Genomic DNA, 14,846 nt, shown 5'->3' on the forward strand with positions numbered 1-14,846 from the left:
GACATATGGCACAGCGTCATCTTCCTGCACTCCTGATCATCATGGATGGCTGCGGCCTTGCTCCGGCTGATGGCGAGAACGCCGTCGCCGCTGCCAAGACGCCCTTCCTTGATAGCCTGTACGAGAAGTATCCTCACACCACGCTCGGTGCTTCGGGCGAGGACGTGGGCCTTCCCGACGGCCAGATGGGCAACTCCGAGGTGGGTCACCTCAACATCGGTGCCGGCCGCATCGTGTTCCAGGAGCTTTCGCGCATCAACAACGCCATCAAGGACGGCTCCATCGCCAAGAACGAGGTCTTCGTCAAGGCTATGGACGACGTCAAGGCCGAAGGCAAGACCCTGCACCTCATGGGCCTTATGAGCCCTGGCGGTGTTCATTCTCACATGAACCACGTCGAGGCTCTGGTCAAGATGGCTGCCCAGCATGGCGTCAAGACCGTTCGCGTCCACGCCTTCATGGATGGCCGCGACGTCGACCCGCAGTCCGGTGCCGGCTACATGAGCGAGTTCTGCGCTTTCCTGGCTAAGATCTCCGAGGAGACCGGTTGCGACGCTCGCGTTGCCACCGTTTCGGGCCGCTATTGGGCCATGGACCGCGACAACCGCTGGGAGCGCATCCAGCGTGCCTACGACGTCATGGTCAACGCGTCCGATGCCGATACCGACCCCGTTGCCGGTATCAAGGCCTACTACGAGAAGGATCCGCGCGGCGACGAGTTCGTCGAGCCCTTCGCTGCCCACAACGAGGGCATTCACGAGGGCGACGCGGCCATCTTCTTCAACTTCCGTCCCGACCGCGCTCGTCAGATGACTCGCGTGTTCACGGACAAGGAGTTCGACGGCTTTGAGCGCGAGCAGATTAAGCTTTCGCACTTTGTGACGATGACCGAGTACGATCCGACGTTTGACGTCGAGGTCGCCTTCCCCAAGACGTTCCCCGAGAACGTTCTGGCCGACGTTATCGCCGCCAATGGCCTGAAGCAGCTGCACACCGCCGAGACCGAGAAGTACGCCCATGTGACGTTCTTCCTCAACGGCGGCATCGAGGAGCCCAAGGAGGGCGAGGAGCGCGTGCTCGTCGCTTCCCCCAAGGTTGCTACCTACGATCTGCAGCCCGAGATGAGTGCTCCCGAGGTTACCGAGAAGCTCGTCGCCGCTATTAACGAGGATCGCGCTGATTTCTACATCGTGAACTTCGCGAACTGCGACATGGTTGGTCACACCGGCGTGTTCGACGCCGCCGTTAAGGCCGTCGAGGCTGTTGACGATGCCCTGTCCAAGGTTGTCCCGGCGATTCTCGCTAAGGGCGGCTTTGCGCTGATTACCGCCGACCATGGCAACGCCGATCACATGTTTGACGTTGCTTCCGACGGTTCCAAGCATCCGTTTACGGCCCATACCACCAACCGCGTGCCGTTCATCATCGTTAATGAGAAGGCACAGCTCACCGGTATCGAGGACGGCCGTCTCTCCGATATCGCTCCGACCATGCTCACCATGGCTGGTATTGAGCCTTCCGCCGAGATGACGGGCCGCGTGCTCGCCACCGAGGCCTAAGTGAAAACTCCAAGCGTTTTCATGCGAGGGGGTTGCCCAAATTCGGGCAACCCCCTTTTTGGTATTTCTGCCATTTCTACCCCGTCCCCAAATGGCAGACGGGGGAGTGTTGGGGGTTGTGGTACAGTACTGGAGTTTGAATTGTTCTATTAAGGAGCTTATCTATGGGTCCGTTCCAGATTCTTCTGTTTGTCGTTTGGGCTATCTCTGCCGTGGCGCTGACGATTCTCGTCCTGATGCACTCCGGTAAGGGTACCGGCGTTTCGGATATGATCGCTAGCTCGCTGTATAACTCCAGCTCTGCCACGGGCGTCATGGAGCAGAACCTCGATCGCCTGACGGTAATTATGGCCGTCGTTTTTGCTGTGTGTGTCGTTCTGTGCATGTTCTTCTTCCCGCAGGGCATCGTCGGCTACTAAGCATCGGCGTATATACGTTTGTAAAGGGTCCCGCATGTGCGGGGCCCTTTTTGTTTACAGACTTGTAATAGAGTCAAAATATCCCCACATACTTCGCCTAACTAAAGAAATTCTCGACCGTTAACCGGAATTAGCGCCATATTGTGCATAAAATGCGCTACTGTATTGCGAAACGTTGGTCCGCACTGCATAACCAGCCATAACGGCGGACCGCGTTTGAATGGTTCGATCGGGCTGTCTCGACGTTGCCCGGCCGAATTCACTTTGTCCTATCTCATAAGGAGGATGGCATGGCTGATTCTATGTTCCACCAGCCCGTTATGGGTCGTCGCGCCTTTGTTGGCGGCACCCTCGCTGCGAGCTCCATGGCTTTTCTTGCCGCATGCGGCAAGAAGGGCGGCGACGCTTCCGGATCTGACTCCGGTTCGACGCTGAACTTCTACATCAACAACCCGGTCTGCATCGACCCCTACAACGTCCAGGAGGATCAGGGCACTCAGGTCGAGTACCAGCTCTTCGACGCTCTGACGGAGTACGACCCCGAGAAGGGCGAGATCGTTCCGCTGGCTTGCGAGTCCTTTGAGGCTAACGACGACGCCACCGAGTTCACCTTCAAGATCAAGAAGGCTAAGTTCCACAACGGTGACGACGTTACCTCCAAGTCCTTCAAGCTCGGTTGGGAGCGTCTAGTCAACACCAAGTCGGCCATCGCCACCGAGTATGGTCCTTCCGAGGTCTCCTATCACCTTTCCATGGTTGAGGGCTATGACGATCTGCTTGCCGGCAACGCTACCGAGCTCAGCGGTGTTACTTGCCCCGACGATGAGACCCTCGTCGTCAAGCTGTCTTCCGCTTACGCCGACTTCCCCTTCGTCGCCTCTCACCCGGCTCTGTCCCCGGTTCCCGAGTGCGCCGAGTCCGATGTCAAGAGCTTCTACCTTGCCCCGGTCGGTAACGGCCCGTTCATGATGGACGGTAAGTGGGAGGATGGCCAGGAGATCAACCTCAAGAAGTTTGACGATTACTATGGCGACAAGGCCAAGATCGATGGCATCCACTTCCAGGTCATCAAGGACATGGAGACCGCTTACAAGGAGTTCCAGGCCGGTAACCTCGATGTCTGCGACGTTCCCGTTGCTCAGATCGACGCCGCCAAGAAGGACCGTGGCGAGTCCAAGGACGGCTACACCATGGGTGACGGCGAGCATATGCTGCTCGGTGCCGAGCCTTCCACGTACTATCTGACCTGCAACACCACGGCCGAGCCGTTCAATAACGCTGACCTGCGCAAGGGCATCTCCCTGGCCATCAACCGTGAGGCCATCTGCAAGACCATCTTCAAGGGTACCCGTACCCCCGCCGACGGTATTGTTCCTCCGGGAATCGCCGGCTACAAGGAGGGCGCATGGGAGTTCTGCGCCTATGACGTCGACAAGGCTAACGAGTACCTCGACAAGGTCGCTCCCGCTGGCGCTAACGGCGATCGTGGCATTAGCGTGACCCTTTCCTACAACCAGGACGGTGGTCACAAGGAGATCATGGAGTCCATCATCGGCGACCTCGCCAAGGTTGGCGTTACCGCTGTCTCCGATACCCCTGAGTGGTCTGCCCTGCTCGAGCAGTATCAGAACTTCAACTATCAGTTCGGCCGTCTGGGCTGGATCGCCGATTACCCGATCATGGACAACTTCCTGTACCCGCTGTTCCACTCCGACTCCCTCGGTGGCGACAACCGCTCCGGTTACAGCAACCCCGAGTTCGATGCCAAGGTCGACGAGGCCCGCACCACGGTTGATGACGAGGAGCGCATCGCCAAGATGCGGGAGGCCGACGCCATGGTCGCTGCTGACTGCCCGGTTATCCCGGTGATGTTCTACACGCACACCATCGCTGGCTCTGACCGCGTCAAGCATCTCTATGTTGATCCGCAGAAGCACGCCGATCTGGGTACCGCCGAGCTCGCCTAAGGGTTTTGCAGCTTCCGTGAGGGTCAAGTATTTACGTAGACCTCATGGGAAACATACAGTTCTCCCTAACCTGGGGTAAACTGGCTGATGGTAATTTTGGGATGCCGGTCTGGCGATCGGCATCCCATTTAGGTTAATCCCTAGATAGGGGAGTGGTATGGGTAAGTACATCGTTAAACGTGTGCTTCAGTTCATCCCGGTGTTTTTGGGCGTTACGCTGATTCTGTTCGCCCTCCAGAATATCGTGCCGGGAGATCCGATCAAGCTGATCGGTGGAGACAAGGCTCTGTCCCCCGAGGTGGAGCTTCAGCTTCGCGTTCGCTATCACCTGGTCCAGACGGACGAGGACGGCAACGCGATCCTTGACGAGAACGGCGACCCCGTTCAAACGTCGCTCGTGGACCGTTACTTGTATTACATGAACGGCCTGCTTCATGGCGATCTGGGCAATTCGTACCAGCGCAAGCTGCCGGTTACGGAAATCTTTGCCCAGAAGTATCCGTATACGGTCAAACTTGCCGCGTGCGCCATCGTGCTCGAGGCAATCATGGGTATCGGTGCGGGTATCATTTCGGCGGTTAAGCGTTATTCCTTCTGGGATATATTGGTAACGCTCACCACGTCGATTCTCGTTGCCGTCCCGGCCTTCTGGCTCGGTATGTTGCTGCAGCTGTTCTTTGGCGTCATTCTCAAGGACGCCACGGGCGGTGCATTCTCCATGCCGATCTCGGGTGCCGGCGGTTCCAGCTCTCAGTATCAGGATTGGATGCACTATGTGCTTCCGACCATTACGCTGGCTTCGGTTTCGACCGCTTATGCCGCCCGCATTATGCGCTCGCAGCTGCTTGACGTCATGAACCAGGATTACATCCGTACGGCAAAGGCCAAGGGTCTCTCCAATCGCGCGATCATTATCAAGCATGCGCTTAAGAATGCACTCATCCCCGTCGTTACCTATATTGGTGTCGACTTCGGCGGCATGCTTTCGGGCGCCATCCTGACCGAGACGGTCTTTAACTGGCCCGGCATCGGCTTCGAGGTCTACCGCGCCATTAGCATGCGCGACTGGCCCATCGTTATGGGCGGCGTTACGCTCATTGTTGTCGTCGTTATGGTGATCAACCTGCTCGTCGACATTAGCTATGCATTCCTCGACCCGCGCATCCGCCTTGGCGGTCCGTCGGATAAGGCCTAAGGGAGGTACGTCTCATGCAGGAAACTGATTCTCAGTCTCAGGAGCAGGCTACCGCCACCAAGGCCGCATCTGCTCCCGCCAAGTCCCGCACGCTGTGGGGCGACGCTTTTAAGCGTCTTCGTAAGAACAAGCTCGCCGTTATCGGTGTCTGCTGGATCATCATCGTTGTTGTGGTCGCCCTGACCGCCGATCTGTGGGCTAAGCCCTGGCTCGGCTCTCCTACGGCTTCTGACTCGACCACCATGGCCCAGACGTCGCTGCTGGCTCCGTGTGCCGAGCACCCGTTTGGCACCGACTCTCTTGGTCGTGACATTCTCGTCCGTGTTATCTACGGCGCGCGCGTTTCGCTTTCCGTCGGTATTATGGCCACCGCCATCTCCACGGTGATCGGTCTGGTCATGGGCGCCCTGGCCGGTTTCTATGGCGGCATCTGGGATACGATCATCATGCGCTGTGCGGACATCTTCCTGGCGTTCCCGTACGTGCTGTTCGTTGTTGCCATGATTGCCGTTATCGGTCGTGGTCTTCAGAATGTCTTTATCGCCATCGGCATTCTCGGCTGGCCTTCGATTGCGCGCGTCTTCCGATCCGCGATCCTGACGGTCAAAGAGAACGACTATGTTGACGCCGCTCGCGCTATGGGTGCATCCGATGCGCGTATCGTTATGCGCCATATCTTCCCGAACTCCGTTGCTTCTATCGTGGTCTATGCGACCATGAACATTGGTGGCGCTATTCTGACCGAGTCCGCTCTGTCCTTCCTCGGCATGGGCGTTATCCCGCCCACGCCTTCGTGGGGCTCCATGATTCAGGACGGCCAGCAGTATCTTCTGACTGCTCCCTGGATGATGATCATGCCCGGTCTGGCAATTCTCTCGACGGTGCTCGCCTTCACCCTGCTGGGTGACGGTCTGCGCGACGCCCTCGACGTCAAGATGAAGGACGCATAAGGATGAAGAAGAACAAGAACTATGTGGACCTGAAGGACCAGCCGGTTCCCGAGGGCCAGCATCTGCTCGAGGTCGATGACCTTAAGATGTATTTCCACACCGAGGATGGCGTCGTTCGCGCCGTCGATGGTGTGTCGTACACGCTCGATCGCGGTGAGACCCTGGGTGTCGTCGGTGAGTCCGGCTCTGGTAAGTCCGTGACCGCCATGACCATCATGGGCCTTATCTCGATGCCTCCGGGAAAGATTGAGGACGGTGACGTTCGCTATCGCGGTCGTTCCATCCTCGAGATGACCGAGGAAGAGATGCAACACATTCGCGGCAACGATATCGCGATGATTTTCCAGGATCCTATGACCTCCCTTAACCCGGTCTATAAGATCGGTAAGCAGGTGGGCGAGGGCCTTCGTCTGCACCGTGGCTACTCCAAGCAGGAGGCGCTCAAGCGCGCCACCGAGCTTTTGGACCTTGTTGGTATCCCCGAGCCCGAGAAGCGCGTCAACGAGTATCCGCACCAGTTCTCCGGCGGTATGCGTCAGCGTGTCATGATCGCTATGGCTCTTGCCTGCGACCCCGATATTCTGATTGCCGACGAGCCCACGACGGCTCTGGACGTTACCATTCAGGCTCAGATTATCGAGCTCATGCAGGAGATGCAGGAGAAGAACGGCAACGCCATCATCATGATTACCCATGACCTGGGCGTCGTCGCCGATATGGCCGATAAGATCATGGTTATGTACGCCGGCCGTCCCGTCGAGTTCGGTACTGCTGAGGAAATCTTCTACGAGAGCCGCCACCCCTACACCTGGGGCCTTATCCGCTCCATCCCGGAGCAGGCCATTGAAGAGAAGAAGCCGCTGACGCCGATTCACGGCAACCCGCCTTCGCTCATGAACCTGCCTGAGGGCTGCGTCTTCTCTCCTCGCTGCCCCTATGCGACGGACAAGTGCCGCAAGCAGCGCCCCGAGCGCGTTGTCACCGAGTCTGGTCATTACTCTGCTTGCCACTACTCCGGTGACCCCGAGTTCCTCAAGAACGCTCCTGAGACGTCCCGCACGCGTAAGGATTCCAAGAAGGGAGGCGAGGCGTAATGGCAGATACCAACGAGCGTACTCCGCTGCTGAAGGTCGAGCACCTCTCTAAGGAGTTTCCCGCTGAGTCCGGCATGTTCGCCAAGCGTTTTTCCAAGCGTGTCGTCTCTGCTGTGAATGACATTTCGTTCGAGATTTATCCGGGCGAGACCTTTGGCCTGGTCGGCGAGTCTGGTTGCGGTAAGTCCACCACGGGCCGCACCATCATGCGTCTGACCAAGCCGACTGCCGGTAAGGTGTTCTTCCAGGGCAAAGATGTTGCCGAGATGAGCAAGCATGAGATCAAGGACATGCGTCGTGAGATGCAGTTTATCTTCCAGGATCCTTATGCATCGCTGAACCCTCGTATGACCATCGGCGAGATCGTTTCCGAGCCCATGACCATTCATGGTGTGGGTACCAAGGAAGAGCGTATCGAGCGCGTCCGCGAGCTTCTCGACGTTGTCGGTCTGAACCCCGAGCACATCAACCGCTATCCGCACGAGTTCTCGGGCGGCCAGCGTCAGCGTGTCGGTATTGCCCGCGCTTTTGCGTTGAAGCCCAAGCTGATCATCTGCGACGAGCCCGTCTCTGCACTTGACGTATCCATTCAGGCCCAGGTTCTGAACCTTCTTAAGGAGCTCCAGGACAAGTTCGGTACCGCATATCTGTTTATCGCCCACGACTTGTCCGTCGTGCAGCACATCTCTGATCGCGTTGCCGTTATGTATCTGGGTAAGATGGTCGAGGTTTCGGACTGGAAGACGCTCTATAGCGAGCCTCACCATCCGTACACGCAGTCGCTGCTGTCTGCCGTGCCGGTTCCCGATCCTGATATCCAAAAGACTCGTAAGCGCATCATCCTTGCCGGCGATCCGCCGTCGCCGCTGGATCCGCCGACCGGCTGCCGTTTCCACACGCGCTGCCCGATCGCGCAGGGTATCTGCTCCGAGAAGCTGCCTGAGTTTAAGGAAGTCGCGCCGGGCCACTGCTGCGCGTGCCACTTCGCGGAGCCGTTCCCGATCAAGGAATCGCACATCGACCTGTAGTCGGTTGTTTGTCCGGGCCCGCCCTGGCGTTGCTTTTCAGAACGTCCTCGGACATGCAAGAAACCCCCGCTGCGCACTTCGCGCGGCGGGGGTTTCTTGCGTCCTGCGGGATGTTCTGAAAAGCAACGCCAGGGCGGGCCCTGCGGCAACTCGGCAGGGGAGTGCGATTCCTCGATCGCTCACTTAATCTAATAGGAAATTGAGCGAGGCCGGAGCTTTAGCTCCGGCCTCCTTATACAAGGGCTCGGCAAAGCCGAGCCACTAAATTCTTATCAGCCCCAGAATATGTTTAGGAACTTTGCCTGGAGCATGTTAACGCAGGTTCGGAATGGGGGCAGCTTCCCAGCGCATTCCGCAGGGGGCGGTACATTTTGTAGCGCGAAGCGCGGATCAAAATGTACCGCATGCCCGAGGACGCGCTGGGAAGCTGCCCCCATTCCGAACCGGACATACAGATCTACCTGCGCATTTACAAATTCGTAAACTTTTTTGAAAAAAGTGCTTGCACAGTTCTCGAATCATAGGTTATTATCTTCCTCGTTGAACGCGCGGGTCTAACAAAGCGAACCGCGGATCAACAACATAGCATGTCGGAGTGGCGGAATTGGCAGACGCGCTAGCTTGAGGTGCTAGTGACCGCTTTTTGGTCATGCGGGTTCAAGTCCCGCCTCCGACACCATCGCATTTGAGAAGCCTCTTCGGAGGCTTTTTTGTTACCGATAGACGGTGGGGTCCACGATGGAAACGCTTGAACGCAACGAGTGGGCAGACGTTGCCCAACTAGTCGAGATCACGAGCGATGCTGTCATCATCTGCGAGCTCGACGGAACCATTCTGCATGTGAATAACCGCTTACTTGGTTTGATGTGCGAGGAACGCGCCGACGTCATCGGTGGAGATGTTAAAGACGTCCTGTACTCGTCCGCTTTTGAACGTGCGACGGAACATCGTCTGCCATTTGATACTGATGGCTCCGAGAACGAACTGATGCTCAAGCTAAGTGACGGCTCTTTTATTCCCGTCTTGGTTCGTGCGGGCTCCGTAACGCCTCCACGCATCTTTGGGCGCCGCGCACCACGTGTCCTGGTGGCGCTTCACAGTATCGAGGAACAGTATTCTCACGACCGTCAGCTCAAGCGTGCGTTATCGGAGCTTAGAGTGGCGAACAAGCGTCTCTCTGGGACGCTCTCGGTCATTATGAGCACTGTGGGCTCCGATGAGTTACCCAGCCTGCTTGATACCGTTTTGAACCAGCTTGTAGGAACGCTCGATGCTTCGGGTGCCGCTATCTATTTTTCTGAGAGCGGCGGCTTTAAGCTTCGCGGTGTTTCCAAGGAGCTGTACGACAGCTACCTGCCCGAGTTTTTGCCGTATGGCGCTGGCATTCCGACGTATGTTCTTCGCGAGTCGCGCGCCTGTCGCTTGTCGATCCAACAGGACCTTGAGGGCGATAAGGCCGCCTCCGGTATGTTCATGGACCTGGATAATCGTTCAAAGCACCTGTTGCGCATGCAGGATATGCCTCCGTACCGCAGTGAAATCTGTCTTCCCGTTTTTTACGGTACGCAGATCCTCGGCGTGCTGGAAGTTGGTTGGAAACGCCCCCAGGCACCGCTCGCCTATGACGTTAATGTGCTCGAGGTCATTTGCGATTACCTGTCTATCCAGCTGGTCGGCATGGCATCGAGCCTTCGCTCCCGTCGCACGGCCGAGCTTGGTCGTTCCCTCAATGTGCTGCGTGATGAGTTGTTTACCTTTCTAGACGATTCCGCCGCGGCTACCCAGGCGGTGTCGTCCGAGATCTGCAATATGCTCAACTGCCATTTTTGCCCTGTTGAGTATGACGCCAGTCTGGATTCCTACGTCATAGATTTTGAAGGCGGCAGTCGCGTTGCTTTGCCGGACGATCCCGAGAAGCTTTTCTTTTCCACGACGGCGCCAGCGGCACGTCTGGGGGCTGCCCCTGATGGCTTTGAGGCATCTGTTTTGGGCGGCACGAGTGCCGAGGACCTTAAACACGTCCGTATAACTCGCGTTGACGAATCGATGCCTATGGGAGGCTGGCTTAGAGCGCATGGCCTGCCTTGCCAGGGTCTCTACGTCGACGCCGGCATCGAGGCGGGGCGCCCACGCCCTGAGGGCGATGGCAAGCACAGTAACGACGCGATTGTTCCTGCTTCTGTTGCGAAGGGGCCGACGACGCGTGCGCTGCTGCTTCGTGATGGTAGCCAAGAGCCGATTGATGACCTTGAATATGACTACTTGGTGCACTTGGCTCATGACTTTGAACTGATCTATGAAGGCGAATCTCAAAAGCGTGAGGAGCGCCATATCGCTCAGACCCTCCAGATTGGCATGAGAAATTCACTGGGGGATGTTCCGGGAATCGCCGCCGATTCGGTGTACCTGTCGGCCACGAACTCGGCGTTGGTCGGCGGCGATTTCTATACGCTCATCCGTCTTCCCGACGATTGCGCCGTCATGATTCTGGGCGATGTGTCTGGCAAAGGCATTGAGGCTGCATCGATGTCCGCGCTCGTCAAGACGGCCCTGACGGCATATGCCTGGGAGGGCGCTGGACCGGCCCGCATGGCACGCTCCCTTAACAGCATGCTCATGGGCTTTTCGAGGGTCGAGACGTTCGTGACGGCCTTTATCGCCAAGATTGACCTTAAAGCCGGACGCGCAACGTATTGTTCGGCGGGCCATCCTCCGACCATGGTCATCAGGCCAGAGTCGATGCCGCTGGGTGGCGACGAGGCCCGTGGGGGAGAGGTCGAGCTGCTTGGATGCCAATCGGGGGTAATCGGTGCCTTTGAGAGCATGGTGTACGAGACAGGCGTGTTTACGTTCGCTCCTGGTGACATGCTATTTATGTACACCGACGGAACAATCGAAGCACGTGACCGCTCGGGTGCTTTCTTTGGCGAGCAGCGCCTTCGCGACCTTCTGCTCTCTGTCTCGGGTGAGGGCGTGTCGGGCATTTGCAGCAAGGTCTTGGGCGAGCTTGACCGATTTACCGAATCGGCGCTGGACGATGACATTGCATTGGTGTCCCTTGAGTTTTTACGGGGTCGTTCATAGACGACGCTGGGCGGGCTGAATCCGCACGGTTGGGGAAACGAATGCATCGAGTGGGCTTTTTTGGGGAACCATGGTCGTATGAATGAGTGGAATGACATAGCGGTTTTGACGCCACCAGGCGATATCGACATCGCCACGGTGCCTACGCTGCGCCGGCGGTTGGATGCTTTGATTGGCCGCGGCGTGCGCCGCGTCGTCATCAACTGTCAGGCTGTTAGCTTTATCGATTCGACGGGCTTGGCATTCCTGCTTACGCGCGCTCGTGAGCTCATGAGGCGAGAAGGCTTGCTTTCGCTCGTCAATGCATCAGGTGAAGTTGTTCGCTTTTTGGAGATTGCTCGTCTTGTCGATATCCTTCATGTCGCGGGGCCGGCACGGGAGTCTATTCCCGCTATTCCGGTGGGGGAGCTGCCTCGCTGGAGTAAGAGCGTCGAGGTCCGTCAGGGTATCGAGAACCTTCCGTACTACCGACATCGCATCGCCGAACTCCTTGAATCGCTTCCGTTGCGCCGTGACGAGCGCTACGATGTCGCATTGGCGTCGGGGGAGGCGCTGGGTAATGCCTATGACCATGCGGGCGGTATCGGGTGCGTCCTGACGGTTCAGGCCTATGGCGATCGCGTTGTGGTTGAGGTGCTTGATCGAGGTGCCGGCTATTCTATCGATGAAACGAGCGAGCCGGTTGCATCTGAGGAACGCGGCCGTGGTATCAAGCTTATGCGTATGCTCGTCGATAACGTGGAGGTTGCTCGTCGTACGGACGGCGCCGGCACGCGCGTGCAGATGGTGAAGCTGTTTAGCGGAGCGCTGGAATCGTGTGCCTAGCCAATCGCTTTAGCGCGTTTAGCTACTAAGAACATGCGGCAGACAAGTTTTTTGAAAAAAGTACTTGCGTCTTTTGGACAACTCGCGTAAATTAATAACCCGCAAGCGGACATGGCTCAGTTGGTAGAGCACAACCTTGCCAAGGTTGGGGTCGCGGGTTCGAGCCCCGTTGTCCGCTCCATTGCATTTCCGGACCGTTTAGGCGGTCCTTTTTCGGCGAAGTGGCCAAGTGGTAAGGCAGAGGCCTGCAAAGCCTTTACCCCCGGTTCGAATCCGGGCTTCGCCTCCAGGCAACATCCGGGCGCTCCGGCGCCCGTTTTGTTTTACATATGCGGACATGGCTCAGTTGGTAGAGCACAACCTTGCCAAGGTTGGGGTCGCGGGTTCGAGCCCCGTTGTCCGCTCCAAACGCAGCAGCCCGACTACTACGGTAGCCGGGCTTTTTCGTACCCATCGCTTGGGCTCGAACCCGAGAGGGAGCGAGCGTTAAGCAAACGCGGAGCGTTTGTAGCGAGCTGGCGAGGACGCCGGCAGGCGGCCGAAGCCGGTGCGGATCCGCGAAGCGAATACGCAGACGCCCCGTTGTCCGCTCCAAACGCAGCAGCCCGACTACTACGGTAGCCGGGCTTTTTCGTACCCGTCGCTTGGGCTCGAACCCGAGGGGGAGCGAGCGTTTTGGGGCGTGTCTGTGGCGTTGTTTGCCGCGAATGTCCGCTTTGGGCGTATCATCGTGGGCATCTCGCAAAACCTCGTTGCAAGGGAGACTCATCCCATGGCTACAGAAAAGTCCTCGTCGCGCTCATGGATGTCCGACGCCGCGATCTATCAGATCTACCCGCGCTCGTTTAAGGATTCGACTGGTTCGGGTCTGGGCGATATCGCGGGCATTACCCAGCAGATGGACTATCTTGAGCAGCTGGGCATCGAGGCCATCTGGCTGAGCCCGTTTTACCCTTCGCCTCTTGTCGATGGCGGCTATGATGTGGCGGACTACTGCGATGTCGACCCACGTCTCGGCTCGCTTGATGACTTCGATGACATGATCGCTGCGGCTCATGCGCGCGACATCAAGGTCATCGTCGACATCGTGCCCAACCATTCGTCCAACCAGCACCCCTGGTTCAAAGCCGCTCTTGCCGCCGGCCCCGGATCGCCCGAGCGCGCCCGTTATATCTTCCGCGATGGTCGCGGCGAGCACGGCGAGCTGCCTCCCACCAATTGGAATGCCAACTTTGGCGGCCCCGCCTGGACGCGCGTCGCGGACGGTCAGTGGTATCTGCACATGTTTACGCCCGAGCAGCCGGACTTTGACTGGTCGTGCCCCGAGGTTCACGCGTTCTTTTGTGACGTCCTGGCGTTTTGGAGCGATCGAGGCGTCGATGGCTTTCGCATTGATGTGGCGCACGGTCTCGCCAAGGATCTCGACCGCGATGACCTCGACCGGTGGCATCTCGCCGAGGGCGATGACATGGTTGAGGACGGCACCCATCCGCTGTGGGACCGCAACGAGGTCCACGAGATCTATCGCGAGTGGCGCCGCGTGTTCGACCGCTATGATCCGCCACGCAGCGCCGTTGCCGAGGCGTGGGTGCTGCCCGAGCGCCAGTATCTCTACGCGCATCCCAGCGAGCTTGGCCAGACATTCAACTTTGAGTTTGCCAAGGCCACTTGGACCTATGATGACATGCACGCTGCAATCGAGGAGGGCTTGAAGGCAGCTATAGAATCCGATTCCGCCTCGACCTGGGTGCTCTCCAACCACGACGTGCCGCGCGTGGCGACGCGCTATGCCCTGCCGCAGATCAAGGCGACGCGCTACCACCAGATTGCGCTCGACTGGCTCTTACGCGACGGGTCGTCTTATGACGAGGAACGTGAACTCGGCGAGCGCCGCGCGCGGGCGGCCCTTTTGCTCGAGCTGGCGCTTCCGGGCTCGGCATACGTGTATCAGGGTGAGGAGCTCGGCCTTTTTGAGGTGGCTGACATTCCGTGGGCCGCACTCGAAGATCCTACTGCGACCAATACGCACGGACCGAAGCGCGAGAAGGGGCGCGACGGCTGCCGTGTGCCCCTGCCGTGGGTGGCGGCGGACGATCCCGCGCAGGGCGGATCGTTTGGGTTTTCACCGGCGGACGCCGATGCGGCGCCCCATCTGCCGCAGCCTGCATGGTTTTCCGATTACGCTGCCGATAGGGAAGAAGCGGACCCGACATCGATGCTTGCGCTCTATCGTGACGCCCTCTGGCTGCGGCGCAAGCTGCGCGGGTGCGCCAACGATCTTGCGTGGCTCGATCTTGACGGGCGCACCGGCCTTGCGGATGGTGCCGAGGGCGCTGAGGGCGGCGTCATCGCCTATCGCCGCGACAACGGCTGGGCGTGTGTGACGAACTTCGGTGCAGCGCCCGTGGAGCTGCCTGCGGGCAGGGTCCTGCTCGCCTCATCACCGCTTGCAGACGGTAAGCTCGCGCAGGACAGCTCTGCCTGGATCATGCTCGCTGAGTTGTAGGGGTCTCTTGCGGCGAGCTTGCGTTTGCCTGCGCCTTCCGCGGCGGCTGATGTCTTCGCGAGGTTCGCGAGGGCGTCGCAAAACTTTTCAAAAAAAGTTCTTGCATTTGGGTGGATCATCCCGTATATTAAATCCTCGCAGGCGGACATGGCTCAGTTGGTAGAGCACAACCTTGCCAAGGTTGGGGTCGCGGGTTCGAGCCCCGTTGTCCGCTCCATT

General features: G+C 58.4%; 10 protein-coding genes and 5 tRNA genes. All 15 read left to right on the forward strand.

Features of this window, described 5'->3' with window-relative positions; genetic code table 11:
* Positions 1–5 precede the first annotated feature (5 nt).
* The 15 genes from gpmI to DW233_RS03170 all read left to right on the forward strand — a co-directional run bounded on the left by gpmI (position 6) and on the right by DW233_RS03170 (position 14,844).
* The gene (gpmI, locus tag DW233_RS03100) at positions 6–1,559 is read left to right on the forward strand and encodes a 2,3-bisphosphoglycerate-independent phosphoglycerate mutase (RefSeq protein ID WP_118266661.1); all 1,554 of its coding nucleotides are present in this window, start codon (positions 6–8) and stop codon (positions 1,557–1,559) included.
* Between the two features lie 164 nt (positions 1,560–1,723).
* Complete coding sequence (gene secG, locus DW233_RS03105; protein WP_117776111.1) at positions 1,724–1,978, forward strand: preprotein translocase subunit SecG; 255 nt, start codon at positions 1,724–1,726, stop codon at positions 1,976–1,978.
* A 290-nt stretch (positions 1,979–2,268) separates the two neighbouring features.
* Positions 2,269–3,945, forward strand: coding sequence for an ABC transporter substrate-binding protein (locus DW233_RS03110; RefSeq protein ID WP_117758575.1), 1,677 nt, complete (start codon positions 2,269–2,271; stop codon positions 3,943–3,945).
* A gap of 157 nt (positions 3,946–4,102) precedes the next feature.
* Complete coding sequence (locus tag DW233_RS03115) at positions 4,103–5,140, forward strand: ABC transporter permease (protein ID WP_117758574.1); 1,038 nt, start codon at positions 4,103–4,105, stop codon at positions 5,138–5,140.
* Between the two features lie 14 nt (positions 5,141–5,154).
* The gene (locus DW233_RS03120) at positions 5,155–6,090 is read left to right on the forward strand and encodes an ABC transporter permease (RefSeq protein WP_118266662.1); all 936 of its coding nucleotides are present in this window, start codon (positions 5,155–5,157) and stop codon (positions 6,088–6,090) included.
* A gap of 2 nt (positions 6,091–6,092) precedes the next feature.
* Positions 6,093–7,184: an ABC transporter ATP-binding protein gene (locus DW233_RS03125; RefSeq protein ID WP_118266664.1), complete on the forward strand. Its 1,092-nt coding sequence runs from the start codon at positions 6,093–6,095 to the stop codon at positions 7,182–7,184.
* Positions 7,184–8,212, forward strand: coding sequence for an ABC transporter ATP-binding protein (locus tag DW233_RS03130; RefSeq protein WP_022094888.1), 1,029 nt, complete (start codon positions 7,184–7,186; stop codon positions 8,210–8,212). The genes DW233_RS03125 and DW233_RS03130 overlap by 1 nt, the downstream gene beginning before the upstream one ends.
* 589 nt (positions 8,213–8,801) lie before the next feature.
* Positions 8,802–8,891: transfer RNA gene (locus DW233_RS03135), tRNA-Leu, on the forward strand.
* A gap of 59 nt (positions 8,892–8,950) precedes the next feature.
* On the forward strand, positions 8,951–11,296 hold the full coding sequence (locus tag DW233_RS03140) for a GAF domain-containing SpoIIE family protein phosphatase (RefSeq protein WP_118266666.1): 2,346 nt from the start codon (positions 8,951–8,953) through the stop codon (positions 11,294–11,296).
* Between the two features lie 78 nt (positions 11,297–11,374).
* Positions 11,375–12,121: an anti-sigma factor antagonist gene (locus tag DW233_RS03145; RefSeq protein WP_118266667.1), complete on the forward strand. Its 747-nt coding sequence runs from the start codon at positions 11,375–11,377 to the stop codon at positions 12,119–12,121.
* 105 nt (positions 12,122–12,226) lie between these two features.
* Positions 12,227–12,302, forward strand: a tRNA-Gly gene (locus DW233_RS03150).
* 34 nt (positions 12,303–12,336) lie between these two features.
* Positions 12,337–12,410, forward strand: a tRNA-Cys gene (locus tag DW233_RS03155).
* Between the two features lie 42 nt (positions 12,411–12,452).
* A tRNA-Gly gene (locus DW233_RS03160) sits at positions 12,453–12,528 on the forward strand.
* Positions 12,529–12,893: 365 nt separating this feature from the next.
* A complete protein-coding gene (locus DW233_RS03165) occupies positions 12,894–14,627 on the forward strand; it encodes a glycoside hydrolase family 13 protein (RefSeq protein WP_233547923.1) in 1,734 nt (577 codons plus the stop codon).
* 141 nt (positions 14,628–14,768) lie between these two features.
* Positions 14,769–14,844, forward strand: a tRNA-Gly gene (locus DW233_RS03170).
* Positions 14,845–14,846: the final 2 nt, after the last annotated feature.

Source organism: Collinsella sp. AM20-15AC (assembly GCF_003471405.1).
In the GTDB taxonomy this organism is placed as follows: Bacteria; Actinomycetota; Coriobacteriia; order Coriobacteriales; family Coriobacteriaceae; genus Collinsella.

Coding starts and splice junctions, on each gene's coding strand:
- DW233_RS03115 (WP_117758574.1), top strand. CDS start 4,103: ATGGGTAAGTACATCGTTAAACGTGTGCTTCAGTTCATCCCGGTGTTT.
- secG (WP_117776111.1), top strand. CDS start 1,724: ATGGGTCCGTTCCAGATTCTTCTGTTTGTCGTTTGGGCTATCTCTGCC.
- gpmI (WP_118266661.1), top strand. CDS start 6: ATGGCACAGCGTCATCTTCCTGCACTCCTGATCATCATGGATGGCTGC.
- DW233_RS03130 (WP_022094888.1), top strand. CDS start 7,184: ATGGCAGATACCAACGAGCGTACTCCGCTGCTGAAGGTCGAGCACCTC.
- DW233_RS03140 (WP_118266666.1), top strand. CDS start 8,951: ATGGAAACGCTTGAACGCAACGAGTGGGCAGACGTTGCCCAACTAGTC.
- DW233_RS03145 (WP_118266667.1), top strand. CDS start 11,375: ATGAATGAGTGGAATGACATAGCGGTTTTGACGCCACCAGGCGATATC.
- DW233_RS03165 (WP_233547923.1), top strand. CDS start 12,894: ATGGCTACAGAAAAGTCCTCGTCGCGCTCATGGATGTCCGACGCCGCG.
- DW233_RS03125 (WP_118266664.1), top strand. CDS start 6,093: ATGAAGAAGAACAAGAACTATGTGGACCTGAAGGACCAGCCGGTTCCC.
- DW233_RS03110 (WP_117758575.1), top strand. CDS start 2,269: ATGGCTGATTCTATGTTCCACCAGCCCGTTATGGGTCGTCGCGCCTTT.
- DW233_RS03120 (WP_118266662.1), top strand. CDS start 5,155: ATGCAGGAAACTGATTCTCAGTCTCAGGAGCAGGCTACCGCCACCAAG.